The 25,695-nt window shown below is 72.9% G+C and carries 23 protein-coding genes; 7 read left to right on the top strand and 16 right to left on the bottom strand.

The features are described from left to right. Nucleotides 1-100 precede the first annotated feature (100 nt). The 4 genes from MET2598_RS0129160 to MET2598_RS0129145 all read left to right on the top strand — a co-directional run bounded on the left by MET2598_RS0129160 (nucleotide 101) and on the right by MET2598_RS0129145 (nucleotide 6,153). A complete protein-coding gene (locus tag MET2598_RS0129160; protein WP_012336188.1) occupies nucleotides 101-1,279 on the top strand; it encodes a malate--CoA ligase subunit beta in 1,179 nt (392 codons plus the stop codon). Nucleotides 1,280-1,302: 23 nt separating this feature from the next. Then, nucleotides 1,303-2,202 (top strand): succinate--CoA ligase subunit alpha, encoded by a 900-nt coding sequence (gene sucD, locus MET2598_RS0129155; RefSeq protein ID WP_018263252.1) that lies wholly within the window; start codon nucleotides 1,303-1,305, stop codon nucleotides 2,200-2,202. Nucleotides 2,203-2,375: 173 nt separating this feature from the next. Continuing rightward, nucleotides 2,376-5,138, top strand: coding sequence for a phosphoenolpyruvate carboxylase (locus MET2598_RS0129150; RefSeq protein ID WP_012336190.1), 2,763 nt, complete (start codon nucleotides 2,376-2,378; stop codon nucleotides 5,136-5,138). 43 nt (nucleotides 5,139-5,181) lie between these two features. Next, nucleotides 5,182-6,153, top strand: coding sequence for an HpcH/HpaI aldolase/citrate lyase family protein (locus tag MET2598_RS0129145; protein WP_012336191.1), 972 nt, complete (start codon nucleotides 5,182-5,184; stop codon nucleotides 6,151-6,153). A gap of 68 nt (nucleotides 6,154-6,221) precedes the next feature. On the opposite strand, the gene MET2598_RS0129140 is transcribed toward MET2598_RS0129145, so the two are convergent. Together MET2598_RS0129140 and MET2598_RS0129135 are read right to left on the bottom strand one after the other, a co-directional pair. Then, a complete protein-coding gene (locus MET2598_RS0129140) occupies nucleotides 6,222-7,832 on the bottom strand; it encodes a DHA2 family efflux MFS transporter permease subunit (protein ID WP_018263251.1) in 1,611 nt (536 codons plus the stop codon). After that, nucleotides 7,816-9,009 carry an HlyD family secretion protein gene (locus MET2598_RS0129135; RefSeq protein ID WP_018263250.1) on the bottom strand — a complete coding sequence of 398 codons (1,194 nt, stop codon included), beginning with the start codon at nucleotides 9,007-9,009 and terminating at the stop codon, nucleotides 7,816-7,818. Before MET2598_RS0129135 ends, MET2598_RS0129140 begins: the two co-directional genes overlap by 17 nt. 176 nt (nucleotides 9,010-9,185) lie before the next feature. Here MET2598_RS0129135 and MET2598_RS0129130 point away from each other — a divergent pair, with 176 nt between their 5' ends. Beyond that, entirely contained in the window at nucleotides 9,186-9,818 is a 633-nt protein-coding gene (locus MET2598_RS0129130) for a TetR/AcrR family transcriptional regulator (protein ID WP_018263249.1), read from the top strand. Here MET2598_RS0129130 and MET2598_RS0129125 read toward each other — a convergent pair. The 6 genes from MET2598_RS0129125 to MET2598_RS0129100 form a co-directional block, all read right to left on the bottom strand. Then, the gene (locus MET2598_RS0129125) at nucleotides 9,797-10,390 is read right to left on the bottom strand and encodes a SpoIIE family protein phosphatase (RefSeq protein WP_018263248.1); all 594 of its coding nucleotides are present in this window, start codon (nucleotides 10,388-10,390) and stop codon (nucleotides 9,797-9,799) included. The two genes, MET2598_RS0129130 and MET2598_RS0129125, sit on opposite strands and share 22 nt — an antisense overlap. Beyond that, on the bottom strand, nucleotides 10,387-10,800 hold the full coding sequence (locus tag MET2598_RS0129120; protein ID WP_051086537.1) for an ATP-binding protein: 414 nt from the start codon (nucleotides 10,798-10,800) through the stop codon (nucleotides 10,387-10,389). The genes MET2598_RS0129125 and MET2598_RS0129120 overlap by 4 nt, the downstream gene beginning before the upstream one ends. Next, nucleotides 10,797-11,264 carry an ATP-binding protein gene (locus tag MET2598_RS0129115; protein ID WP_018263246.1) on the bottom strand — a complete coding sequence of 156 codons (468 nt, stop codon included), beginning with the start codon at nucleotides 11,262-11,264 and terminating at the stop codon, nucleotides 10,797-10,799. The genes MET2598_RS0129120 and MET2598_RS0129115 overlap by 4 nt, the downstream gene beginning before the upstream one ends. Then, nucleotides 11,242-11,631: an STAS domain-containing protein gene (locus MET2598_RS0129110; RefSeq protein WP_012336198.1), complete on the bottom strand. Its 390-nt coding sequence runs from the start codon at nucleotides 11,629-11,631 to the stop codon at nucleotides 11,242-11,244. The genes MET2598_RS0129115 and MET2598_RS0129110 overlap by 23 nt, the downstream gene beginning before the upstream one ends. Beyond that, nucleotides 11,631-12,491 carry an STAS domain-containing protein gene (locus MET2598_RS0129105; RefSeq protein ID WP_018263245.1) on the bottom strand — a complete coding sequence of 287 codons (861 nt, stop codon included), beginning with the start codon at nucleotides 12,489-12,491 and terminating at the stop codon, nucleotides 11,631-11,633. The genes MET2598_RS0129110 and MET2598_RS0129105 overlap by 1 nt, the downstream gene beginning before the upstream one ends. Nucleotides 12,492-12,910: 419 nt before the next feature. Next, nucleotides 12,911-13,597 carry a Crp/Fnr family transcriptional regulator gene (locus MET2598_RS0129100; RefSeq protein WP_018263244.1) on the bottom strand — a complete coding sequence of 229 codons (687 nt, stop codon included), beginning with the start codon at nucleotides 13,595-13,597 and terminating at the stop codon, nucleotides 12,911-12,913. Between the two features lie 185 nt (nucleotides 13,598-13,782). On the opposite strand from MET2598_RS0129100, the gene MET2598_RS0129095 reads away from it, so the two are divergent. Further along, the gene (locus MET2598_RS0129095) at nucleotides 13,783-14,499 is read left to right on the top strand and encodes an MgtC/SapB family protein (protein ID WP_018263243.1); all 717 of its coding nucleotides are present in this window, start codon (nucleotides 13,783-13,785) and stop codon (nucleotides 14,497-14,499) included. Between the two features lie 49 nt (nucleotides 14,500-14,548). Here the strand turns inward: MET2598_RS0129095 and MET2598_RS0129090 are convergent, their stop codons facing one another. The 3 genes from MET2598_RS0129090 to MET2598_RS0129080 form a co-directional block, all read right to left on the bottom strand. Continuing rightward, complete coding sequence (locus MET2598_RS0129090; protein WP_012336202.1) at nucleotides 14,549-15,499, bottom strand: DMT family transporter; 951 nt, start codon at nucleotides 15,497-15,499, stop codon at nucleotides 14,549-14,551. Between the two features lie 91 nt (nucleotides 15,500-15,590). Continuing rightward, a complete protein-coding gene (locus MET2598_RS0129085; protein ID WP_018263242.1) occupies nucleotides 15,591-16,922 on the bottom strand; it encodes a nucleotide sugar dehydrogenase in 1,332 nt (443 codons plus the stop codon). A 97-nt stretch (nucleotides 16,923-17,019) separates the two neighbouring features. Next, complete coding sequence (locus tag MET2598_RS0129080) at nucleotides 17,020-18,096, bottom strand: SIR2 family NAD-dependent protein deacylase (protein WP_018263241.1); 1,077 nt, start codon at nucleotides 18,094-18,096, stop codon at nucleotides 17,020-17,022. A 439-nt stretch (nucleotides 18,097-18,535) separates the two neighbouring features. On the opposite strand from MET2598_RS0129080, the gene MET2598_RS0129075 reads away from it, so the two are divergent. Next, a complete protein-coding gene (locus MET2598_RS0129075) occupies nucleotides 18,536-20,407 on the top strand; it encodes an ABC-F family ATP-binding cassette domain-containing protein (protein WP_018263240.1) in 1,872 nt (623 codons plus the stop codon). Between the two features lie 287 nt (nucleotides 20,408-20,694). Here MET2598_RS0129075 and MET2598_RS0129070 read toward each other — a convergent pair whose 3' ends face one another. From MET2598_RS0129070 to MET2598_RS0129050, 5 genes are all read right to left on the bottom strand, one after another. Next, on the bottom strand, nucleotides 20,695-22,245 hold the full coding sequence (locus MET2598_RS0129070) for a peptidoglycan DD-metalloendopeptidase family protein (RefSeq protein WP_018263239.1): 1,551 nt from the start codon (nucleotides 22,243-22,245) through the stop codon (nucleotides 20,695-20,697). A 251-nt stretch (nucleotides 22,246-22,496) separates the two neighbouring features. Continuing rightward, nucleotides 22,497-23,162 carry a protein-L-isoaspartate O-methyltransferase family protein gene (locus tag MET2598_RS0129065; RefSeq protein WP_012336207.1) on the bottom strand — a complete coding sequence of 222 codons (666 nt, stop codon included), beginning with the start codon at nucleotides 23,160-23,162 and terminating at the stop codon, nucleotides 22,497-22,499. Nucleotides 23,163-23,166: 4 nt separating this feature from the next. Continuing rightward, complete coding sequence (gene surE, locus MET2598_RS0129060) at nucleotides 23,167-23,928, bottom strand: 5'/3'-nucleotidase SurE (RefSeq protein WP_012336208.1); 762 nt, start codon at nucleotides 23,926-23,928, stop codon at nucleotides 23,167-23,169. Next, nucleotides 23,928-25,235 carry a serine--tRNA ligase gene (serS, locus tag MET2598_RS0129055; protein ID WP_012336209.1) on the bottom strand — a complete coding sequence of 436 codons (1,308 nt, stop codon included), beginning with the start codon at nucleotides 25,233-25,235 and terminating at the stop codon, nucleotides 23,928-23,930. Before serS ends, surE begins: the two co-directional genes overlap by 1 nt. 94 nt (nucleotides 25,236-25,329) lie before the next feature. Further along, a complete protein-coding gene (locus tag MET2598_RS0129050) occupies nucleotides 25,330-25,602 on the bottom strand; it encodes a hypothetical protein (RefSeq protein ID WP_236728833.1) in 273 nt (90 codons plus the stop codon). Nucleotides 25,603-25,695 lie beyond the last annotated feature (93 nt).

Below are 25,695 nucleotides of genomic sequence, written 5' to 3'. Positions count from 1 at the left end.
GAGCCGCTCCCTTAGGGAAAACCGAAATCTGCTTCAACCGGGGCGCGGTCCGCTCCCGGAACGGGCGCTCGCGCCCGCACACGGACCCGAGGAGGCAACCATGGACGTCCACGAGTACCAGGCCAAGGAATTGCTGGCGAGCTTCGGCGTGCCGATCCCGAAGGGCGCGGTCGCCTTCAGCCCCGACCAGGCGGTCTACGCCGCCACCGAACTCGGCGGCTGGCACTGGGCCGTGAAGGCCCAGATCCACGCGGGCGCCCGCGGCAAGGCCGGCGGCATCCGCCTGTGCAAGACCTACAACGAGGTCCGGGACGCGGCCAAGGACCTGCTCGGCAAGCGCCTCGTCACCCACCAGACCGGCCCCGAGGGCAAGCCGGTGCAGCGCGTCTACATCGAGACCGCCGATCCGTTCGAGCGCGAGCTCTATCTCGGCTTCGTCCTCGACCGGAAGGCCGAGCGCGTGCGCGTCATCGCCTCGCAGCGCGGCGGCATGGACATCGAGGAGATCGCCGCCACCGATCCCGAGGCCCTGCTCCAGGTCGTGGTCGAGCCGGCGGTCGGCCTGCAGCAATTCGAGGCCCGCGAACTCGCCTTCCAGCTCGGCCTCAACATTAAGCAGGTCGGCGGGGCGGTGAAGACCATCATGAGCGCCTACCGCGCCTTCCGCGACTGCGACGCCACCATGCTGGAGATCAACCCGCTCGTCGTCACCAAGGACGACCGGGTGCTGGCCCTCGACGCCAAGATGTCGTTCGACGACAACGCGCTGTTCCGGCGCCGCACCATCGCGGACATGTACGACCCCTCGCAGAGCGACCCGCGCGAGGCGCAGGCCGCGGAGCACAACCTCAACTACATTGGCCTCGAGGGGGAGATCGGCTGCATCGTCAACGGGGCGGGCCTCGCCATGGCGACGATGGACATGATCAAGCACGCGGGCGGCGAGCCGGCGAACTTCCTCGACGTCGGCGGCGGCGCGAGCCCCCAGCGCGTCGCCACCGCCTTCCGCCTCGTCCTCTCGGACCCGAACGTGAAGGCGATCCTGGTCAACATCTTCGCGGGCATCAACCGCTGCGACTGGATCGCCCAGGGCGTCATCCAGGCCGCCCAGGAGGTCCAGATCGGCGTCCCGCTGGTGGTCCGGCTCGCCGGCACCAACGTCGAGGCCGGCAAGGCCATCCTGGAGAAGAGCGGGCTCGACCTCATCACCGCCGACACCCTGACGGAAGCCGCCCAGAAGGCCGTGCAGGCCGTCAAGGGCACCCGCGCGGCGGCCTGACCCCGAGATCCCGGAGACGTGTCATGAGCATCCTGATCGACGAGAAGACCCCGATCCTCATCCAGGGCATCACCGGGGACAAGGGCAGCTTCCACGCCAAGGAGATGATCGAGTACGGCTCGAACGTCGTCGGCGGCGTCACCCCCGGCAAGGGCGGGCGCAGCCACCTCGGCATTCCTGTCTTCGACACCGTCAAGGAGGCGGTGAGGCAGACGGGCGCCACCACCAGCATCACCTTCGTGGCCCCGCCCTTCGCGGCGGACGCCATCATGGAGGCGGCCGATGCGGGCATCCGGCTGATCTGCTCGATCACCGACGGCATCCCGGCCCAGGACATGATGCGGGTGAAGCGCTACCTGAAGCGCTACCCCAAGGAGCGCCGCTCGATGGTGGTGGGGCCGAACTGCGCCGGCATCATCTCGCCCGGCAAGTCGATGCTCGGCATCATGCCCGGCCACATCTACCTGAAGGGCAATGTCGGGGTGATCTCCCGCTCCGGCACCCTCGGCTACGAGGCGGCCTCGCAGATGAAGGCGGTGGGCCTCGGCATCTCGACCTCGGTCGGGATCGGCGGCGACCCGATCAACGGCTCCTCCTTCCTCGACCACCTCGCCCTGTTCGAGGAGGATCCGGAGACCGACGCGGTGCTGATGATCGGCGAGATCGGCGGCCCGCAGGAGGCCGAGGCCGCGGCCTGGATCAAGGACAACATGTCGAAGCCGGTGGTCGGCTTCGTGGCGGGCCTCACCGCCCCGAAGGGCCGCCGCATGGGCCATGCCGGCGCGATCATCTCGGCGGTCGGCGACAGCGCCGCCGAGAAGGCCGAGATCATGCGCTCCTACGGGCTCACCGTCGCCCCGAGCCCGGGCGAGTTCGGCTCCACCATGGCCAAGGTCATGGCGACCCGCCGCAAGGCGGCCTGAGGAAGTCCGCGCGGCCCGGCCCGCAACCCTCCCGGGTCGCCAGCGACCTTCCCGGGTCGCCAGCGACCTTCCCGGGTCGCCAGCGACCTTCCCGGGTCGCCGCGCGACCATTCGGGGCCGCCCCCTCGCCGCAGGCGGGGCGGCCCCGGCCCCCCTGTCCCGAGAGGCCGACGATGACCCTCGCGCTTTCCGTCCCCGCGGGCGCTCCCGATCCTTCGTTCGCGCCCCCCGTGATCACCGGCACCTCGTCCCGCGAGGCGACCGACATCCTGTTCCACTCCCTGCTGGACGTCTGCCGCCGCCACGAGCCGGAACTCGAATCCGTGCTGCACGGCAACGCCAACATCTCGGATTTCTCGCCGGACCTGATGGCCCGCGCGCTCCAGGTCCAGGGCATCTGGTTCCAGCTCATCTCGATCGCCGAGCAGAACACCGCGATGCGCCGCCGCCGCCACGTGGAGCGCACGCGCGGGCGCCACGCCCTGCGCGGCTCCTTCAGCGCGGTCCTGGCCGAGGCGGTGCACAACCGCGTCCCGGCGCGCGAGATCCACGCGCTCCTGAAGGATTTGCGCATCCGCCCGACGCTGACCGCGCACCCGACCGAGGGCAAGCGCGTCACCGTGCTGGAGAAGTTCCGGCGCATCTACCTGCTCCTGCGCGAACTCGAACTCCCCCGCTGGACCGAGCGCGAGCGCACCGGCCTGATGGCCGACCTGCGCGACCAGATCGAGCTCGTCTGGATGACGGGCGAACTCCACCTCGAGAAGCCGACCGTCGAGCAGGAGGTGGCCTGGGGCCTGCACTTCTTCGACGAGACCCTGTTCGAGATGCTGCCCGAGGTGATGGTCTCGCTGGAGGAGAGCCTGCGGGAATACTACCCGGACGAGACGTTCGAGGTGCCGGCCTTCTTCCAGTTCGGCTCCTGGATCGGCGGCGACCGCGACGGCAACCCCTTCGTCACGGCCGCGGTCACCCGCTCGACCCTGCGCCGCAACGCGCTCGCCAGCATGCGCCGCTACCGGGACGGGGTGATCCATCTCGGGCGGATGCTCTCGATCAGCGAGCGCTCCCTGCCCGCCCCCGCCTCGTTCAAGACCGAACTCGCCCGCCAGCTCGCGGCGAGCGGGGATGCCCGTGGCATCGCGCGGCGCAATCCCGGCGAACTCTACCGCCAGTACCTGACCTGCATCCTGCGCAAGCTCGAAGCCACGATCGCCCGCAACGAGGGCGACGCGATCACCGGCGCGCCCGACTACTCGGACGCGGACGACCTCATCAACGACCTGCGGGTGCTGGAGGCGGGCCTCACCGACGCCAAGTGCCCGTCCCTGGCCGTCGACCTGGTGCGGCCGGTGCGCCGCATGGTGGAGATCTTTCGCTTCTCGACCGTGCGCCTCGACATCCGCGAGAACACCACCCGCACGACGCGGGCGCTGCAGGCCCTCTGGCGTCAGGGACGCGGCGACGAGGCCGCGCCGCCGGAGGTGGACCAGCCCGCCTGGACGGCGTGGCTCACGGCGGAACTCGCCCGGCCCCTGGAGGGCCAGCGCTCGTTCCAGTCCCTGCCCGAGGAGGCCCGCGAGACGCTGGAGACCTTCCGGCTCGTCGGCGAGATGCGCAAGGAGCTCGACCGCGAGGCCTTCGGCAGCTTCGTCCTGTCGATGACCCACTCGGTGCCCGACATCCTCGGCGTCTACCTCCTCGCCAAGGAGGCGGGGCTGTTCCTCGACGCGGCCGGGATCGAGATCTGCCCGCTGCCGATCGTGCCGCTCTTCGAGACGATCGACGACCTGCGCGCCGCGCCGGCGATCATGCGGGAACTCCTCCAGATCCCCCTGGTGCGCCGCTCGACCCGCTGGCAGGGCGGGGTGCAGGAGGTGATGATCGGCTACTCCGATTCCAACAAGGACGGCGGCTTCGTGTCGTCGAACTGGGAACTGGCCAAGGCCCAGGCCAAGCTGACCGAGGTCGGCAAGCAGGCGGGCGTGCCGATCGCGTTCTTCCACGGCCGCGGCGGCTCGGTGAGCCGCGGCGGCGCCCCGACCGGCCGGGCCATCGCGGCCCAGCCGCCGGGCTCGATCCGGGGGCGCTTCCGCACCACCGAGCAGGGCGAGGTGGTCTCGTTCAAGTACGCCAACCGCGGCACCGCCGCCTACCAGATGGAGCTGCTCGCCTCCTCGGTCTTCGCGCACGCCCTGAACGCGGAGCGCGACCCCTCCTTCGCGCCGCGGCCGGACTTCGACGACGCCATGGAGGCGCTCTCGGGCGCCTCGCGGGCGGCCTACGTCAAGCTGGTCTCGCACCCGGACCTCGTCACCTATTTCGGCGCCGCGAGCCCCCTCGACGAGATCGCGCTGCTCAACATCGGCTCGCGCCCGGCCCGGCGCTTCGGCGCGCGCAGCCTCGCCGACCTGCGGGCGATCCCCTGGGTCTTCGCATGGTCGCAGAACCGGCACGTCATCACCGGCTGGTACGGGGTCGGCAGCGGCCTCATGAGCTTCCTCGACGTGCGCGGCGAGGCCGGCGAGGCGCTGCTGCGCCGGATGTTCGCGGAGTCGCGGCTCTTCCGCCTCGTCCTCGACGAGGTCGAGAAGACGCTGCTCACGGTCGACCTCGACATCGCCCGCGACTTCGCCGGCCTGGTGCCGGACGCGCGGGTGCGCGAGGAGATCTTCTCCATGATCGCCGAGGAGTACCACCTGACGCGGCGCATGGTGGTGCGGGTGAGCGGCGACGCCGAGGTGGCGGAGCGCTTCCCGCAATATCGCGGCCGGCTGACCGAGCGCCTGCCGGTGATCAACCAGGTCAGCCGCGAGCAGGTGGAGCTGCTGCGCCGCTTCCGCGGCGAGACCGACGAGGTGAGGCGGGAGACCTTCAAGTCGGCGCTCCTGCTCTCCATCAACTGCATCGCGGTCGGGTTCGGCGCGACCGGCTGATCGCTCCGTTCCCCCGCCCGTTTCCCCGAAGGAGTACCACCGTATGAGCTTCACCCTGATCCCGCAGGCCAAGGCCCGCCTGCACCGCTCCGAACTCGCGGTGCCGGGCTCGAATCCGACCTTCATGGAGAAGTCGGCGAAGTCGGCGGCGGACGTCATCTTCCTCGATCTCGAGGACGCGGTCGCGCCCGACGACAAGGAGCAGGCCCGCCGCAACATCATCCAGGCCCTCAACGACCTGGATTGGGGCAGCAAGACCATGATGATCCGCATCAACGGTCTCGACACCCACTACATGTACCGGGACGTGGTCGACATCGTGGAGGCCTGCCCGCGCCTCGACATGATCCTGATCCCGAAGGTCGGCGTGCCGGCGGACGTCTACGCGATCGACGTGCTGGTCACCCAGATCGAGCAGGCCAAGAAGCGCGACAAGCGGATCGGCTTCGAGGTGCTGATCGAGACGGCGCTCGGCATGGCCAACGTCGAGGCGATCGCGCAATCCTCGAAGCGCCTGGAGGCGATGTCGTTCGGGGTGGCCGATTACGCGGCCTCGACGCGGGCCCGCTCGACGGTGATCGGCGGCGTCAACCCGGATTACGCGGTGCTGACCGACAAGGACGCCGAGGGCGGCCGCCAGACCCACTGGCAGGACCCGTGGCTGTTCGCCCAGAACCGCATGCTGGTCGCCTGCCGGGCCTACGGGCTGCGCCCGATCGACGGGCCGTTCGGCGATTTCAGCGATCCGGACGGGTTCAAGGCGGCGGCCAAGCGCTGCGCGGTGCTCGGCTTCGAGGGCAAGTGGGCGATCCACCCCTCGCAGATCGAGCTCGCCAACGAGGTCTTCACCCCCACCGAGGCCGAGGTGACCAAGGCCCGCCGCATCCTGCAGGCGATGGAGGAGGCCGCCCGGGCCGGCCGCGGCGCCGTCTCCCTCGACGGCCGCCTCATCGACATCGCGTCGATCCGCATGGCCGAGGCGCTGATCGAGAAGGCGGACGCGATGAAGGGCTGAGGGCGCCGCCGCCGATCCTGGCGCCGGCGAAGCGGGAGGGCGCCGCGGCGCCCTCCCGCCCCCCGTCGTCAATGGCCGCCGCCGCCCGCCCCCGCCCGGGGGCGCCGGATCAGCGGCGTCGCGCAGGCCATGGCCAGGAAGAGCCCGGTCAGCATCAGGAACACGTCCGAGAAGCTCATCAGAAGGCCCTGGATGCGCACGGTGCCCATCATGGCCTTGAGCGCCATGGCGTCCGGATCCCCGGCGAGCCCCGAGAAGCCGCGCGCCATCGCGTCGAGCCGCTCCAGCACCAGCGGGTTCGTCCAGGTGAAGCGCTCGTGCAGGCGCGCGAGGTGGAGGTCCCAGCGGTCGTTCAGCGCCGTGTTGATCAGCGCCAGCCCGACCGCGCCGCCGAGGTTGCGGGTGAGGTTGTAGAGGCCGGAGGCGTTCTTCATCCGGGCTGGCGGCAGCGTGCCGAGGGCGATGTTGTTGATCGGGATCATGCAGAGCATCAGCGAGCAGCCGCGCAGCACCTGCGGCAGCAGCAGCTCCCCGAAATCCCAATCCTTGGTCAGGCCCGTGACCAGGAAGGTGCCCGCCGCGAAGCCGGTGAAGCCGAGCGCCATCATGATCCGCGGATCGACCCGGCCGGAGAGCCGTCCGGCGATCGGGGCGGTGACGAACATGCACAGCCCCGAGACGAACATCGTCTCGCCGATCTGCAGGGCGGAGTAGCCCCGCACCCGCCCGAGATAGACCGGGTAGAGGTAGGTGAGCCCGTAGAGCCCGATCCCGAGCACGAAGCTCGCCGCGCAGCCGGCCGCGAAGTTGCGGTCCGAGAAGGCGCGCAGGTCCACGATCGGCTGGTCCGCGCGCAGCGCCCGCCAGAAGAACAGCACCCCCGAGACCGCGCAGACGAGCGCGGCCACGAACACCGACTCCTCCTGGAACCAGTCGTGCAGCGGGCCCTCCTCCAGCACGTATTCCAGGCAGCCCAGGAAGCCCGCCATGAAGGCGAGCCCGGCCCAGTCGAAGCGGCGCAGGAGCGCGAGGTTCGGCTCGTCGAAATCGACGAGCGCCCAGGTCGAGACGGTGACGCACAGGCCCGGCAGGATGTTGACCAGGAAGAGCCAGTGCCAGTCGAACAGGTCGGTGAGGTAGCCGCCGACCGTCGGGCCGATGGTGGGGGCGAGCGTCGCCACGAGGCCGATCATCGGCGAGACGATGCCCCGCTTCGAGGGCGGGAAGATCGTGAAGGCCGAGGCGAAGACGGTCGGGATCATGCCGCCGCCGATGAAGCCCTGGAGGGCGCGCCACAGGATCATCTCGCCGATCGAGGACGAGGTCGCGCACATCAGGCTCATCAGCGTGAAGCCGCCCGCCGAGATCACGAACATCCAGCGGGTCGAGAGCACCCGCGAGAGCATGCCCGAGAGCGGGATCGAGATCACCTCGGCGATGAGGTAGCTCGTCTGCACCCAGGGGATCTCGTCGGCCGAGGCCGAGAGGCCGGCCTGGATCTCGGCGAGGGAGGCCGAGACGATCTGGATGTCCAGGATCGCCATGAACATCCCGAACACCATGGAGACGAACGCCACCATGCGGCGGCGGTCGAGGGGCGGCTCGGCGGCCGGCGGCGCGGCGGCCGAGGGCCCGGCGGCGATCGGCGCGGCGGCCACGGGCTCACTCCCGAGCGGCATGCCGCTGCGCGGCGGCGTGCGAGACCGCGCGCGGCTCCGGGGCCTCCGCGCCGAGGCCGCGCGTGTCGACCTTCGCCACCACCGAGAGGCCGGGGCGCAGCAGGCCCTCCCGGGCGATCTCGGCCGGCACCTTCACCCGCACCGGCAGGCGCTGGACGATCTTCGTGAAGTTGCCGGTGGCGTTGTCGGGCGGCAGCAGGCTGAAGACGGAGCCGGAGGCCGGCGAGAAGCTCTCGACCGTGCCGAGGATGTCGCGGTCGGGCCAGGCATCGACCCGGATATGAACCGGCTGCCCGACCCGCATGCGGGCGAGCTGCGTCTCCTTGAAGTTCGCGTCGACGCGCACGCTGTCGAGGGGCACCAGGGCGGCGACGCGCGAGCCGGGCTGCACGTAGGCGCCCGCCTCCACGGCCTTGTTGCCGATCACCCCGTCGAAGGGCGCCCGCAGCTCCGTGAAGGAGAGGTCGCGGGCGGCGCGGTCCACCCCGGTCCTGAGCTCGGCTGCGAGGCTCTCGGCCTCGCGGCCCTGCGCCTCCAGCACCGCCACGTTGGCCTTGGCGGCGAGCAGGGCCGCCTCGGCGGCCTTGACGTTGGCGTCCGAGCGGTCGCGATCGGCCTTGGCCTGCTCCAGGCGGGCGCGGGCGGCGAATTCGGACTGGGCGAGCTGCGTCTGGCGCTGGTAATCGGCCGCCGCGCGCACCTGGTCGGCGCGGGCCGCCTCGATCTGCGCCTCGCCCTGCGCCACCTGGGCGCGGGCCGCCTCGACCTGGCGGGCGATGCGCGCGATGGTGCTGCGCTGCGTCGCCAGCTTGTCCTCGGCCGCCCGCAGGGCGAGCCGGTAATCGCCGTCGTCGATGCGCGCGATGACGTCGCCCGCCCGCACCGCCTGCCCGTTCACCACCGGGACGGAAGCGAGGTAGCCCGAGACCTTGGCGGCGAGCGTCGCGATGTCGGCCTGCACGTAGGCGTCGTCGGTCGACACGAGGAAGCGGCCGGTCGTGTACCAGGCATAGCCCTCGCGGCCGCCCGCTCCGAGGGCGGCGAGCAGGGCGAGCGGCAGCAGGACCCGGCGCAGGCGACGCCGCGGCGTTCCCGGCGCGGCGTCCGGCGCAGCCCGGTCGCGCGCCGCGTCACCCTGCACGCCCTGACCCTGCGCGTACTCGTCCCGATAGGCCATTGCCCGATCCCCGATCGTCCCGACGCGGTTGACCGCCGCCGGCGCGCACCGATATAGATTGACCGAACGGTTCGGTCAACGGCGGCCTGGTCGGGGGCGCTTTCTCCCCCGTCCCGGCGCACCCTCGATCGACGGGCCGGCTTGACCGGCTTCGCGAAGGAGGAAATGGTTCTCGGATGGCCGATGGTCCCACCACCCTCGACGCGGCGGAGAGCGACAAGCGCCGCCAGATCCTCGACGGCGCGCGCGAGGTCTTCCTCGCCTGCGGCTTCGACGGGGCGAGCATGGGCAGCATCGCCAAGGCGGCGGGAGTCTCGAAGGGCACGCTCTACGTCTACTTCGACAGCAAGGAGGCGCTGTTCGAGGCGCTGACCGTCGAGGAGAAGCGCACCCTCGCCGAGAACCTCTTCCGCCTCGACGTCGACGACCCCGACGTGCCGGCGGTGCTGCGGCGGCTCGGCCTGAGCTTCCTCGACGAGATGTGCCGGTCCGACCACGTGGCCTCGATCCGCACGGTGATCGGCGCCTCGGAGAAGTTCCCGCGGCTCGGCCGCGCCTTCTACGAGGCGGGTCCGGTCCAGGGGGCGCAGCGGCTGCGGGCCTATCTCGACCGGCAGGTGGCGGCGGGGCGCCTGCGCCCGACCGACACGGCGCTGGCCGCGCGCCACTTCCTCGACCTCTGCGCGGCGGCGACGATGCGGCGCCTGCTCTTCGCGGTGGGCGATCCGCCGACCCCGGCGGAAGCGGCCTACCTGATCGGCGAGGCGGTGCGGGTGTTCTTCGCGGCCTACGGGCCGGCGCAGTCCTGATCGCCCGGGAGCCCCACGCAGATCACCGTGGCGTCGTCCTCCGCCCGCCCGAACCGGGCCAGCAGCCGGCCGGCGAGGCGCTGCGGGTCGCCGCGCAGGCGCCGCTCGTCCGCGTCGAGTTCGACGGGGGCGAGGCCGTCCGTCCACAGCACCAGCGCGTCCCCCGCCGCGAAGGCGAGATCGAGGGGGCGGACCTCGCGCGGGCCCGCCCCGACGATGCCGGGCGTGCCGTCGAAGCGCCGGGTCTCTTGCCCGAACAGGCCCGCCCGCACGTTGCCGACCCCCGCGAGGGAGAGCCGCATGGCGGCGGGGTCGATCCGCGCGAGGAGCGCGGCCCCGCCGCGGGTGCGTCGCACCGCCCGGTCGATGGCGGCGAGCCGCGGCGCCGGATCGAGCCCGGCGCAGTCCCGCGCCACGGCCAGGATGGCGCGCGCCGCGAGGTGGGCCTCGGCGCCGTGCCCGAGCCCGTCCGCGAGGCAGACCAGCGTCGCGCTCCCCTCGCCCCACCAGGCCGCCCCGTCGCCGCACAGGCTCTCGCCCGGATAGGTCCGGGATGCGGCGCCGATCCTCATGCCCGACGCACCGCGCAGGCGACGCGGGTCCCGATTCCCGGGGCCGAGGTGATCGCGAAGCGGTCGACGAGCCGGCGCGTCCCGGGCAGGCCGCAGCCGAGGCCGCCGCCGGTCGAGTATCCGTCCTCCAGGGCCTTGCCGAGGTCGGCGATGCCCGGACCGTCATCCTCGGCCGTGATCTCGATCACCGGCCGGTCCGCCTCGCGGCGCACCGCGAGCCGGAGGGTCCCGCCGCGGCGGGCGTGCAGCACCAGGTTGGTCGCCAGTTCCGACACGGCCGTGGCGAGGTCGTGCGCCCGGGCCGTCCCGAAGCCGTGGCGCTCGGCCAGGCGCCGGGCCTCCTGCCACGCCTCCACGGCGTCGATCTCGGCCCGGATCCGGAAGCCGAGGGCTTCGACCACCTCGCTCACGGCCGGCGCACCAGGCTGGCGCGGACCAGGGTGCCGCCCGGCCGCGTGTCGAAGGAAATCTCGTCCATCAGCCGCTGCACGGCGGGGAGCCCGAGCCCCAGCCCGCCCCCGGTCGAGAAGCCCGGCGTGAGGGCGGCGGCCACGTCGTCGATCCCCGGGCCGTGATCCTCGACCTCGACGGCGACCGTGACGGCGAGGGCGTTGGTCCGGGCGAGGATGCGGCACTCGCCCGCCCCGGCGTAGCGGAGCGCGTTGCGGGCCAGTTCGGAGACCGCGGTGGCGAGCCTCGTCTCGTCCACGGTGCCGAGCCCGACCAGCCGGGCCGCGTCGCGGGCGGCGTGGCGCGCCGCCAGGATATCCTCCTGGATCCGGACGGCGACGCGGACGGCCAATTCCCCCTCGCGGCCGGCCGGGCCGCCGCGCAGAGGCTGGGCGAAGGCGTCAGGGTGCGGGCGGGTCGTCATTCCGACCTCCGCGGGCGGCCATCGCGCGCCTGACCTTGGCGACGCCGCCTTCCAGGTCGAAGGCCGTCTCCATCCGGATCAGGTTCTGCCCCATCTCCACCAGCGTCAGCGCCACGGCGGGGCGCATCCCGGCCAGCACCGCGACGCCGCCCATGATGCCCACCATCCGGGCGGTCTCCGACAGGATGCGCGCCATGTAGGAATCGACCACGTCCACCGCCGTGATGTCGATGACGAGCCCGTCCGCCTGGCCGTCCCGCAGCCGCGCCAGGGCGTCGATCTGCAGGTCCATCACCTGCTGGTCGGTGAGGTCGGCGGGCAGCGACGTCAGCAGGACGCGGCCGTAGCGCAGGATCGGCACGCGCATCAGAGTCCCGCCTCGGTCGGATTCGGCCGCACCTCCTCGCGCAGGAGCCGGAACGCCTCGGCGAGGCCGGCCCGCAGCGTCCCCCGGGTGATCATGCTGGTGAGGGTCACGTCGAGCTTCACGAGGGTCTGGGCCGCGTCCGGGCTGATGCCCGTGACCACGACCCGGGCGCCGAGCAGGCGCGCCGCCTCGACGGTCCTGGTCAGGTGCAGGGCGACGCGGCTGTCGATGACCGGCACCCCGGTGACGTCGAGGATCGCGATCGAGGCCTCCTCCCGCCCGAGGGCGTCGAGGAGCCTCTCCATGATCTGCCGCGCGCGCTGCGTGTCGATGATCCCCACGAGCGGCATCAGCATGATGCGCTGCCAGATCGGCAGCGCCGGGGTGGCGAGGTCGAGGAGCGCCCGGCTCTGCCGCTCGATCAGCCGCTCCCGCGTCTCCACGAAGGCCGCGAAGGTCACGAGGGCCAGCCGGTCCACGGCGGCGCCGAAGGGAGCGAGGATCTCGGCCGGATGCTCGGGCCCCGCACCCGCCTCGCGCCGCACCACCTCGGCGGCCGCGTCCTTGAGGGACATCAGCAGGCTCGCCGTCTCCATCGGGGTGAAGCCGTCCCGGGCCCGCGCCGCGCTCATGGCGGTCGCCTGCGCCTCGATCGCCGCGAAGGGCTCGCCGCTCACCCCGCCCTCGCCGGCGAGGAAGGCGTCGGTCAGGGCTCGCAGCAAGGCCGCGAGTTCGACCCGCAGCAGCCCGGGCGAGGTCGTCCGGCCGGGCTTGGTCTCCCCGGGCGCGTCGAGGCGGCGGAGCCACGCGTCGAGCACCTGCTCGTGTTGCGCCGACAGGATCTGTCCGAGTCTGCCCACCGCCACTCCCCCCTAGCCGCGCGCCGGGAATGCGCCGCGGTGCAGGAGCTGCACGTCGCGCCCGCCCGGTTCGGAAACCGGCGCGCGCTCAGCGGCCCGATCGGGGTGTCGCCGACGAGGAGGCAGGGCCGAGATGTCGCCGCCGATCCACCGGGCGCGGCCGCCGGCCGCACACGCAACCGAACATGACCTAACGGTAGCATGCACGGCGTGCGCGCGCACCCCCGACTGGTTGGCCTAAGCAACCCGCGCCGGATTCGGGTAGCGAATCCTGCACAGGACGACGTCGCTGGGCGGAACCGCCCTGCGCCGTTCCGTCAAAGCAGGAGCGCGCGAGGCAAGTCTGCTTCGGCCCTCACGTCGGTTTCGCCGCCGAACCGGTGGCCGTCTCGGCGACCGGCACCGGCCGCCGCCGGCGCTCAGCCGTCCTCCCGCAGCGCCTCGGCGACCCGGGCTTCCAGCAGGTCGGGCCGGCGCAGGATCAGGGCGCCGCGGGTGCGGTCCACGAGGCCCTCCTGGGCCATCACGGTGAATTCCCGCGTCACCTGCTCGCGGCGGCAGCCGATCCGGGCGGCGAGCACGTGGTGGTAGGGCGGCGGGGTCACGACCCGCTCGCCGTCCGAGCCCGCCCGCGGCGAGGAGAGCCGCAGCAGCTCCGCGTAGAGCCGGTGGCGCAGGTCGAGGACCGCGTGCTCCATCAGGCGGCCGTTGAGCGAGCGCACCCGCTTGGCGAGGAGGCGCAGCAGGCGGTCCCCGATCGGCGGCGCCGCGAAGACGATCTGGCGGAAGACCGGCGCCGGCACGACGCAGAGTTCGCCGCGCGTCAGCGCCGTGACGTTGGCCGAGCGGCTCACCCCGTCGATCGCCGCGAGTTCCCCGAAGAACTCGCCGCCGCGCATCTCCCCGAGGATCACCTCCTTGCCCGATTGCGTGCGGTTGAGGATGCGCACTTCGCCCGCGGCCAGGAAATACACGTCCGTCGAGGCGTCGTCGAAGTCCACCAGGACCTCGTTCGGCTCGAAGCGTCTCCAGATGCAGCGGGTCTCGTAGGGGGCGAGGTCGACCCCCGCGTCCTTGAAGAACGGAAATACCCCCAGACGACCCATGACGACGCCCCGCAACCCCCGCACCTTGTTGTTCTTGCCACGATGCGGCCGGGCTTGCCAGGGTTGGGGATAACTTTGCGGCGGGTACCGTCGCGGAGCGGCTCCCGGGCCGGCGCCCGGCTTCCGCCGGCCGCGCGGTCGGGCTATGAGCGGCCGGCTCCCTCGACGACGCGGATGATGCAGGCATGGCGGCTTTTCAGGCGTTCCAGCCCGGGGCCTTCGTCGATTCCGCCCTCAGCCTCCTCGTCGCCTTCCTGCTCGGAACCCTGATCGGGGCGGAGCGGCAGTACCGGCAGCGGACCGCGGGCCTGCGCACCAACGTGCTGGTCGCGGTCGGCGCGGCGGCCTTCGTCGATCTCGGCATGCGGCTCAACGCCCAGGCCGGCGCGGTCAGCATCACCGCCTACGTGGTGTCCGGCGTCGGCTTCCTGGGCGCGGGCGTGATCATGAAGGAGGGCATGAACGTCCGCGGCCTCAACACGGCGGCGACCCTGTGGGGCTCGGCCGCGGTCGGGGCCTATTCGGGGGCGGATCTTCTCGGCGAGGCCGTGCTGGTCGCCGGCGCGGTGCTCGCCGGCAACACCCTGCTGCGCCCCCTGGTCAACGCGATCAACCGCATCCCGATCGACGAGCGCTCCACCGAGGCGACCTACGAGGTGCGCCTGACGACCGAGGGCGACGCCCTGGGCCGCACCCGCGACCTCCTCACCGAGCGGCTGGAGGGGGCGAACTACCCGGTAAGCGAGGTCACGGTCGAGGAGCCGGCCGAGGGCGAGGTCGAACTCGTCGCGACCCTGGTCAGCACCGCGGTCGATCCGGCGGAACTCGACGCGGTGGTGGTGAGCCTCGAACGCGCGCCCGGCGTGCGCCACGCCACCTGGACGGCCCGCACGGTGGATTAGAGGAGCATCGCGCTGCTCCGGCGGGCGGTGCCGTCCCGGCTCGGGCGGCTCACGCCTCCCCGGGCCCGCGACGCGGGGCGCCGCGCGGGCGCAGCCGGTCGAGGAGCCGTCCGTCGATGGCGGCGAGGCCCGCCCCGATCAGCCCCATCCCGGCGATCTGCCGCGCGTCGAGCCGCTCCCCGAGGACGAGCACGCCCAGGCCGATCGCCGAGACCGGGATCAGGAAGGTGACGAGGGCGATGTTGGTCGCCCCGGCCCGCGCCAGGATGCGGAAGAAGATCAGATAGGCGAGCGCGGTCGAGAGGCAGGCGAGGCCGAGCACCGCGCCCCAGGCGCCCGGGCCCGGCGGTGGCAGCGTCCAGGGCCGGTTCAGCGCGAGGGCGAGCGGCCCGAGGAGGAGCGCCGAGCAGGTCACCTGGCCGGCGGCGGTGACGAGGGGCGGCAGGCCCATCCGGCCGAAGCGCCGGCCGTAGACGCCCGCGAGGGCGTAGGACCAGGCCGCGGCGAGCACCGCCCCCTGCGCGAGCGCCGCCGCCCCGAGCCCGCCCAGCACCGCCGGGCCGACCATCACGGCGACGCCCGCGAGGCCGAGCCCGACCCCGGCGAGGCGCCGGCCGGTCATCCGCTCGTCGCGGGTGAGGAAGTGGGCGACGACCACCGTGGTGAGCGGCGTCGTCGCGTTGAGCAGCGCGGCGAGGCCGGAGGCGATCTGCGTCTGCCCCCAGGCGATCAGGCAGAACGGGATCGCGTTGTTGAGGATCCCCATGCCCAGGAAGGCGGCCCAGGTCGCGCGGTCGCGGGGCATGCGCGCGCCGAGGAGCGGCGCGAGGGCGTTGAGGATCAGGGCCGCCAGCGCGAGGCGCAGGGCGACGACGGTGAGCGGGGGCAGCGCGTCGAGGGCGACCCGCACGAAGAAGAACGAGCCGCCCCAGAGCACCGACAGGAGCAGGATCAGGCCCCAGTCGGAGAGGCTCATCGGACGGTTCACGGCGGGCGGCATGGCGGGTCCCCTGGCTGGCCTTCGGCGGCCCCCGTGATGGCACCGGGCGGTGCCTGGCGCGTCCCGGATCTTGCGCCGCGACCGGCGCGCCTCACGCCTTCAGGATCGTCGGCCCGGACAGGCCGCGCCGGGCCATGGCGTTGCGCGTGTCGACGACGAGGCGGGCCTCCGCCGCGACCAGCGCGTAATCGACCCCGTCGTGATCGGTGGCGATCAGCACCGCGTCGGCCGCGCGCAGCGTCCCGGCATCGAGGGGGGTCGAGCGGCGTCCCGCGAGGGAGGCGTACTCGCGCGTCGGCGGCAGCACCGGCACCAGCGGATCGTGGTAGAGGCAGGTCGCGCCGCGCGCCTCGATCAGCCGCATCAGCCGCAGGGCGGGGCTCTCGCGGGTATCGTCGATGTTGCGCTTGTAGGCGAGGCCGAGCAGCAGGATGCGCGATCCCGAGAAGGGGCGCCCCGTCCGGTCGACCGCCGCCGCGAGGCGCTCGACCACGTGGGCGGGCATGCGGGTGTTGACCTCGCCGGCGAGTTCGATGAAGCGGGCCGGCACCTCGAATTCCCGCGCCTTCCAGGCGAGGTAGAACGGATCGATCGGGATGCAGTGCCCGCCGAGCCCGGGCCCCGGATAGAACGGCATGAACCCGAACGGCTTGGTGGCGGCGGCCTCGATCACCTCCCAGACGTCGATGCCCATCGCGTCGTAGACGAGCTTCAGCTCGTTCACGAGGGCGATGTTGACCGCGCGGAAGATGTTCTCGGTGAGCTTCACGGCCTCCGCGCAGGCCGCGCTCGACACCGGCACGGTGGCGACCGTGAGGGCCCCGTAGAGGGCGGCGGCGAGGCGCCGCGAGGCGGGGTCGTCCGCGCCCACCACCTTGGGGATCTGCGCGGTCGAGAAGGCGGCGTTGCCGGGATCCTCCCGCTCGGGCGAGTAGGCGAGGAAGATCTCGGCCCCGACCCGCAACCCGCCGGCCTCCAGGAGCGGCCGCACCACCTCGTCCGTGGTGCCCGGATAGGTGGTCGATTCGAGCACCACGAGCTGACCCGGCCGCAGGGAGGCCGCCACGGCCCGGGCGCTCGCCACGACGAAGCCGAGATCGGGCTCCCGGTGCCGCGTGAGCGGCGTCGGCACGCAGATCAGGATCGCGTCGGGCTCGGCGAGCCGGGCCATGTCGCCGGTCGCCGCGAAGGTGCCGGCGCGCGCCGCCTCGGCCAGCGCATCCCCGGGGATGTGGTGGAACGCCCCCTCCCCGCGGTTGAGCGCGGCGACCCGCTCCGGGTTGGTGTCGAAGCCCAGGACGGAGAAGCCCGCCCGCAGGGCCGCGAGGGCGAGGGGCAGCCCGACATAGCCGAGCCCGACGATGCCGACGAGGGCGTCGCCGCCGCTCAGGCGACGCTCCAGTTCCTCAACGCGCGGCATCATATCCCGTCCCGCCTCACCTCTGCCGCGCCCGCATAGCCCGGCCCGGTGTCGGCCTGTCAACCGGCGGCGCCCTCGCGGGGCGGTGCCGGGCCCGCGCTCACCGCTCCCGGAACCAGGCGGGAAATTCCGTCGCGGCGCTCAGGTCGAGTTCCAGCCTGTTCTCGTCCGGGGGGTCGTTCTCGACGACCGCGCCGACCGTGAAGGCGCCGTAGGCGAAATCGATCGGGAGTTCGGCCGTGCCGTTCCGCGCCGGCACCACGACCTGCTCCCGAGGGAAGGTCGGGTGCAGGTGGAACCGCACCGGACCGGCGAGCGGAGGTCCGGCACCCGGCCTGCTCTCCACGACGAGCGTGAAGGCGGCGAATCCTTCGTCCTGATCCAGCCTGACGTCGCGGACGAGGAGCCGCCGGCGTGCCGTCTCGGCGGTGCCGCCGAACAGGCCCTTGTTCGGATCGACCTCGTCCGCCGGCTCCTTCGCGACGTGGAGCTCGGGCGCCGCGGCGGGCGCGGTCGGCGCGCCCGCCGCGGACGCGAGTCCGCCCGCCCCGATCCGGTCGAGGAGGGCCAGCAGGCCGGAATGGTCCTCCGCGTCTCCCGGCGCGCTCTGGATCCGGTAGAACACGGCCCGCAGGCCGAACTTGTCCCGCATGCGCCTCTCGATCAGCGCCCTCTCGTCCTCGGTCCGGTAGCCGAAGACCCCGAAATGCTGGCTGTCCTCCACACCCAGATTCGCCCGCACGCTGCGCATGATCTGCCCCAGATCGGGATCGCGCATCGAGAAGCCGAGGAACACGACGGGCTGTGTCATGAACACGGCGACGATCCGCCGCTGGAAGACGTCGTTGAGGTAGAGGCGCGCGTAGGACGTCTCGGTCAGCACGATGTCGGCCGGCCGGTCGAAGCGCCCGTGCAGATAGACGATGCAGGGCGGCGCGGAGCGGTCGGACAGGGCGCGGAAGAAGGTGCGGACGTCGGCCGCGTCGCTCCAGTGGATGGGGGTGAACGGCCTCCCGGCCCGCCGCATCGCCAGTTCGATGCAGGGATCGTAATTCGTCGTGATGATGTGCCGGAAGCCGAGGCCGGCGATCCGCAGGTGGGGCTCGCTCAGGGCATGCGGCGTCCGCGGCTCCTGGAACTTCCCCGAGATGAATGTCGCAAATTCCTCAGGCGACATTCTGACGTACATCTCCTCCGCTTGCCAGGCGGGGTCATCGATGCTGCGCAGAATGGCAGCGTATTTCGGAGGTATCTTATCGTCTCTCGACAGGATTTCATTCATCATCGTCATCAAGTCCGGCCATGAAGGATAGCCGGAAGCGACGCTGGCGCCTGCTCCAACCAGGGCGAGCAGGCGATTTGCGGCCATCGCCCGCGTGAGGTCGTCGAGACTCTTGCTCTCTTCGAAGAGGGGAAGCTGCATGACGGTGACATCCTTTGAGGACGAGCCGGCACGACTTTATGTAGCATGGAGGTTTTGCGAATTCTACCTGTGATCGCATTTCCGGTGCCGGCAGCCCCGGATTTCGCGCCGGCGCGATCGGCACGGGATGTGGGCGCGGCGGGATCCTCGCCTCCTCTTGCCTCCGCCCGACCCGCCCCCCACAAGACCGGCCATGCTCCGCGTCAACGACCTCACCTACCGGATCGGCGAACGCCTGATCCTCGACCGCGCCGGCTTCGCGATCCCCGACCGCGCGCGGGTCGGCCTCGTCGGCCGCAACGGGGCGGGCAAGACCACCCTGTTCCGCCTGATCCAGGGCGAGATCGCCACCGAGGGCGGCACCGTCTCGCTGCCGAAGGGCACCCGGATCGGCGGCGTGGCCCAGGAGGCTCCCGCCGGTCCCGAGACCCTGCACGAGGTCGTGCTCGCCGCCGACGTCGAGCGCACGCGCCTGCTGCGGGAGGCCGAGACCGCCGACGGCCTGCGCCGGGCCGAGATCGAGACGCGCCTCGTCGACATCGACGCCCACTCGGCCCCGGCCCGGGCGGCCGCGATCCTGCACGGCCTCGGCTTCGACGCGGCGGCGCAGGCCCGCCCCTGCGCGGATTTCTCCGGCGGCTGGCGCATGCGCGTGGCGCTCGCCGCCGTGCTCTTCTCCGAGCCCGACCTGCTCCTCCTCGACGAGCCCACCAACTACCTCGACATCGAGGGGACGCTCTGGCTCTACGATTACCTGGAGCGCTATCCCCGCACCGCGATCATCATCAGCCACGACCGCGACCTGCTCGACACGAGCGTCGACCACATCCTCCACCTCGACCGCGGCCAGCTCACCCTCTACCGGGGCGGCTACACCTCCTTCGCCCGCCAGCTCGCCGAGAAGCGCAGCCTGCAGGCCAAGGCGCGGGCGAAGCAGGAGGCCGAGCGCGCCCATCTCCAGAGCTTCGTCGACCGCTTCAGGGCCAAGGCCACCAAGGCGCGCCAGGCCCAGTCGCGCATGAAGCGACTCGCCAAGATGGAGCCGATCGCCGCGCTGATCGAGGACGACGTCCCGGTGATCCACCTGCCGAGCCCGCCCCGGCCGCTCTCCCCGCCCCTCGTCGCCATGGAGCGGGTGGCGGCGGGCTACGGCGAGCGCACCGTGCTCTCGGGCCTCACCCTGACGCTCGCGCCCGACGACCGCGTCGCGCTGCTCGGCGCCAACGGCAACGGCAAGTCGACCTTCTGCAAGCTGATCGGCGGGCGGCTCGATCCGCTCTCGGGCGAGGTCCGGCGCTCGACCAAGATCGAGGTGGCGTATTTCGCCCAGCACCAGCTCGACGAGCTGCGCCCGGCCGAGAGCGCCTACGCGCATGTCCGCGACCTGATGCCGGAGGTGCCCGAATCGAAGGTGCGGGCCGCCGCCGCCCGGCTCGGCTTCCCGGGCCAGAAGGCGGACACGCCGGTGGCGCAGCTCTCGGGCGGCGAGAAGGCCCGGCTGCTGATGGGGCTGGCGGCCTTCGCGGGTCCCCACCTGCTGATCCTCGACGAGCCGACCAACCACCTCGACATCGAGAGCCGTCAGGCGCTGGTGGAGGCGATCAACGACTACGAGGGCGCCGTGATCCTGGTGAGCCACGACCGCTTCCTGGTCGAGGCCTGCGCCGACCGGCTCTGGCTGGTGCGGAACGGCAGCGTGAAGCCCTTCGACGGCGACATGGACGATTACCGCCGCCTCGTGTTGGCGGGACCGGAGCCCGAGGCGCCGCGGACCAGCGAATCGGCCGGCGGGGCCAAGGCGGTCGAGCGGCGCAGCAACGCCGAGCGTCGGGCGGCCCTGGCGCCCCTGCGCAAGCGGCTGGAGGCGGTCGAGGCGCGGATGACCAAGCTCTCCGAGGCCATCGCCAAGATCGACGCGGCGCTGGAGGACGGCAGCGCCTTCCGGACCGATCCGGCCAAGGCCGGGGACCTCGCCCGGATGCGGGCCGAGGCCGCCGCCGCCCTCGCCGCCGCCGAGGAGGATTGGCTGGCCCTCAGCGGGGAATTGGAGACCGCCGAGGGGTGAGCGCGGCGCCCGCGGCCGGGCGGCGGCTTCCGTCGCGCGACGCCGCCTCGGCGCGACCCGCCCGGCCGCCGCACCATGGCTCGGCCCGGGGAGCGCGGCGGCTCCCGCCCGCGGCCGAACCGTCCGGGGTGGTTCTGGCCGCTGGACCAGGGCCGACGCCGTCGCCTCACGGTCGGCCACCGCGAGGCGGGAGGCGCGCCGCGGCGGGCGATGGCGGAACAAGAACCCGTAACGCTCGCGAGGGCGGTCCCGCCGGAACCGCCCTCGCGATGCCGCGGCGCGACCGTTCAGTTGCTGGCGAGCTTCGGGATCGGGTCGACCGGGGTCGCGCCCTTGCGGATCTCGAAGTGCAGCTGCGGCGAGGTCACGTTGCCCGAGGCGCCGGACTTCGCGATCACCTGCCCGCGCTTGACCTTGTCGCCCGGGCGCACGTCGATCTCGCCGTTATGCGCGTAGGCCGAGACGTAGCCGTTGGCGTGGCGCACCAGCACGAGCTTGCCGTAGCCCTTCACGTCGCTGCCCGCGTAGGCCACCGTGCCCTCCTCGGCGGCCTTGACCGGCGTACCCTCGGGCAGCGCGATGTTGATGCCCTCGTTGCCGCTCGATCCGTAGCCCGCGATGACCCGGCCGCGGGCCGGCCAGCGGAAGGCCGAGGCATCCTCGGCCGGGGCCGGGGCAGGAGCCTGGGCCGGCTCGGCCGGCTTCTCGGCCGCCTTGGGCTCGGCCGCCTTGAGCTCGGCCGCCTTGGGCTCGGCCGCCTTGGGCTCGGCCGCCTTGGGCTTGACGGGCTCGGGCTTCGGCTCCGGCTTGGGGATCTCGGCCTTGGCCACCTGCTTGGGCGCCTCCGCGGGCTTCTTCGGCTCCGGCTTGGCCGCGACCTTGGGCTCGGGCTTCGCGGCGACCTTGGGCTCGGGCTTCGCGGCGACCTTGGGCTCGGGCTTCGCGGCGACCTTGGGCTCGGGCTTCGGCTCGGGCTTCGCGGCGACCTTGGGCTCGGGCTTCGGCTCCGGCTTGGCCGCGACTTTGGGCTCGGGCTTCGGCGCCGGCTTCGCCGCCGCCTTCGTCTCCTTGGCGTCGCGCTTGGCCTCCTGCCGGGACTCCGCCTTCCCCTCGTGCTTCGCCTCCGCCTTCCGCGGCTCCGGCTTGGCCGCCTGCTTCGGCTCGGGCTTCGGCTCGACCTTGGCGGTCCTGACCGGCTCGGCCGGGCGGGCGTTCAGCTTGGCCGCCCGCTCGACAGCCGCGGGCTTCGCCGGCGCCGCGGCGGCCTGGCCCGGCCGCGGATGCGGCTTGGGGGCGGGCGCGGGCTCCTCGCGCAGCTCCGCGACCTTGCGCGGCGGCTCCGCCGGCCGGGCCGCCTGCGCCACCTCGCGCGGCGCGGCCGCAGGCGTCACCCGCGGCGTCACCGCGGCGGAGCCGCCCGCGTGATAGACCGGGATCACGATCTGGCGGCCCGGCGTGACCTCCTTGGCGCTCGACAGGCCGTTCGCCGACAGGATCGCGGCGGCCGGCACCCCGAAGCGCGTCGACATCTGGTTCAGCGTGTCACCCTGGCCGACCGTGACGGTGGTGCCGCCCTGGGCGGTCCAGCCCGCCGCCCCGCCGGTGGCCGGGGCCGCCGCGACGGCCCGCGTGCTCTGCGCGGCGGCGGCCGGCGCGGCCCGGCTCGACAGGGGCAGCGGCCCCGGCTGGGAGGCCGCGCCCTGCGGCGCCGCGAGGGCCTGCGAGCGGATCGGCGCGGTCCGCACCGGCGCAGTCGGCTCCTCCGGCAGGCTGCCGGTCGCGCCCGGCTCCGTGCCGCTCGACGAGAAGGGGTTCGAGAACGGATCCCCGAACCGCATCGTATCGGAACTGCAGGCGGCGGATGCACCTCCGATCAGCCCGATGAGAGCGACGCGCGACAGCGTCCGCATCCCGTAGCCAGCCCCGCGATCCCGCATCGACGCACCCACACATCCACGCAACCCGATAGGCGAGATTCAAATCCCATTCAGGTTAAGCTTCCGTTGCGGGGAGCGCGGCCGGGATGCCCGCGCGGGAGTCGAGCGGTCCCGGGAACCGCCCGCCTGCCGGGGCGCTGCGCCGTGTCCGGCTACAGCACCGCCGCCCGGCCCGCCGTCAGCGGCGCGATCCGCGTCGCGCCGTCGAGCAGGCGGCGGGCGAGCCCTTCCGGGCCGCGCTCGATCACTGCGAGGCGCGGGCCCGCCTCGGTGACGACCGCCCCGACGAGGCGGCCCCCCGGCGCGAGGCGCTGGCCGAGGTGATCCGGGATGGCGGGCAGGACCCCGTTGACCAGGATGCGGTCGAAGGGGGTGACGTCCTTCTCCCGGGCGCAGCCATCCGCGATCCGCAGGCGCACCGCGCCGCCGAGTCCGGCCGCGTCGAGGCGGGCCTGCGCGTCGGAGGCCAGGGTGGCGTAGCGCTCCAGGCTCTCGACCATCGCGCAGCCGAGGCGCAGCAGCAGGGCCGTGGCGTAGCCCGAGCCGGTCCCAATCTCGAGGGCGCGGCTGCCGGGCCGCGGTTCCAGGGCCGTCAGCATGGCGGCGACCACGCTCGGCGCCGTCATGGTCTGGCCGCAGGCCAGCGGCAGGGCGACGTCGCGCCGCGCGAGGTCGCGCAGGGCCTCCGGCGCGAACCGGTCGCGCGGGACCCGCTCCATGGCGCCGAGCACCGCCGCGTCGCGCACGCCCCGCGCCCGCAGGGCGAGCGCGAAGCTCGCCGCCTCGACGGCCCCGCGCCCCTCGGGATCCTCGTCCACCGGCTCAGCCGAGGGCCTGGGCGAAGCGCGTCAGCGTCGGCTCATCCGTGAGGTCGAGGCGCAGCGGCGTCACCGCGATGCGGTTCTCCGCGATGGCCTTGAGGTCGGTGCCGTGGCCGGGCTCGAACCGCGCCTTCGCGAAGGCGAGCCAGAAATAGGGGTTGCCGCGCCCGTCCACGCGCTCGTCGATGGCGAGGAGCTGCTGGTTGCGCATGCCCTGGGCCACGACCGCGATCCCCTCGACCGCCTCCGGCTCGCAATCGGGGAAGTTCACGTTGACGAGGATGCCGGGCTCGATCCCCGCCTCGAGGATGCGCCGGATCGTGCGCGCCCCGTGATGGGAGGCGGTCTGCCACTTCACGTGGGCCCGCCCGCCCGCCCCGTAGGCCTGGCTCAGCGCGATCGAGCGCACGCCCAGGATCGTCCCCTCCATGGCGCCCGCGACCGTGCCCGAATAGGTCACGTCCTCGGCGACGTTCTGGCCGCGGTTGACGCCCGAGAGCACGAGGTCCGGCCCGCGCTCCTTGAGGATGTGGCGCACCCCCATGATCACGCAATCCGACGGGGTGCCCTTCACGGCGAAGCGCGTCTCGGCGACCTTGCGCAGGCGCAGGGGATCGTTGAGCGAGAGCGAGTGCGACACCCCGCTCTGGTCGGTCTCGGGCGCGACGACCCAGACGTCGTCGGACAGCCCCCGGGCGATCTCCTCCAGGACCTTCAGGCCCGGCGCGTGGATGCCGTCGTCGTTGGTGACGAGAATGCGCATCAGGCGTGTGGTCCCTCGATTCGCGTGACGCCCCCCATGTAGGGCGCGAGCGCGGACGGCACCGTGACGCTGCCGTCCGGGTTCTGGTAATTCTCCATCACGGCGATGAGGGCGCGGCCGACCGCCACCCCCGACCCGTTGAGGCTGTGCACGTAGCCGAGGCCGCGATCCTCCCGGCGGCGGAAGCGGGCCTCCATGCGCCGGGCCTGGAAATCGCCGCAGACCGAGCAGGACGAGATCTCCCGGTAGGTCCCCTGCCCCGGCAGCCAGACCTCGATGTCGTAGGTCTTCTGCGAGGCGAAGCCCATGTCGCCGGTGCACAGCGTCATCACCCTGTAGGGCAGGTCGAGCCGGCGCAGCACGGCCTCCGCGCAGGCGAGCATGCGCTCGTGCTCCTCGGCGGATTGCTCGGGCGCCGTGATCGAGACGAGTTCGACCTTGGTGAACTGGTGCTGGCGCAGCATGCCGCGGGTGTCGCGCCCCGCCGCCCCGGCCTCGGCCCGGAAGCAGGGCGTCAGCGCGGTGAAGCGCAGGGGCAGCTCGTCCTCGGACAGGATGCTCTCGCGCACGAGGTTGGTGAGCGGCACCTCGGCGGTGGGGATGAGCCAGCGCCCCGGCGCCCCGGGCTCGACCGCGCCGGGCTGCGCGGCGAACTGGTCGTCGCGGAATTTCGGCAATTGGGCGGTGCCGAACATCGCCTCGTCGCGCACCAGGAGCGGCGGCGCGACCTCGGTGTAGCCGTGCTCGGCGGTGTGCAGGTCGAGCATGAACTGGCCCAGCGCCCGCTCCAGCCGGGCGAGGCGGCCCTTCAGCACGACGAAGCGCGAGCCCGACAGCCGGGCGGCGGCCTCGAAATCCATCAGGCCCGCGGCCTCGCCGAGTTCGAAGTGCTGGCGCCCGCTCTCGGCCCGGCCGCGCCCCTCGAAGCGGCGAAGCTCGACGTTGTCGTGCTCGTCCCTCCCCTCCGGCACCTCGGGCCCGGGGGTGTTCGGGATCGCCGCGAGGCGGGCGTCGAGGGCCCTCGCGGCGGCGTCGGCCGCGGCGTCGAGGCCCGGCGCCTGCTCCTTGAGCCGCGCGACCTCCGCCATCAGCGCCCGGGCCCGCTCCTCGTCCCGCGCCTTCTTGGCCGCGCCGATCTCCTTCGAGAGGGCGTTGCGCCGCTCCTGGGCGACCTGCGCGGCCGAGATCGCCGCCTTGCGGGCATCGTCGAGGGCGACGAGCTCGGCGGCGAGCGGTTCCAGCCCGCGCCGGCGCAGCCCGGCGTCGAAGGCGGCGGGATTGTCGCGGATGACCCGGATGTCGTGCATCGGCAGAACCGTCTCCGACGGCGGGCGGCCCGCCGTCCCTGCGTGAGGCCCGACGCTTTGCCGCATCGGGCGGGCCGGGACAAGGGCGCCCCTCTCAGCCCGCCGGCTCCGCGACCGCGAGGGCCGCGACCAGGGAGGCGACCTCCCCGGGCCGCAGGATGTGGCCGCTCGCCGTGATGATCCAGGCGCGGCGCTCGCCCGTCGTCGCGCGGGCAGCCAGCACCGCCTCCCGCAGGGTCACGCACGGGCGCTCGTCGGGTCCGTCGGCCTCCCCGGGCCAGAACAGGAGTTGTACCGGTGCCGTCCAGTCCGTCATGCCCGGCACGAGACCACCCGATTCGGGCGGCCGCGCGGCGGACGCGATCACGGATGCGTGGTCGCGGGCGGGCGACGGTCCTGCCCGGGATCTCGGCCCGTTACCTTGGCCCGGGATCTCGGCCCGGGATCTCGGCCCGCGACC

The organism is Methylobacterium sp. WSM2598, assembly GCF_000379105.1.
GTDB lineage: Bacteria > Pseudomonadota > Alphaproteobacteria > Rhizobiales > Beijerinckiaceae > Methylobacterium.
This window is presented reverse-complemented; position numbering and strand designations above follow the sequence as displayed.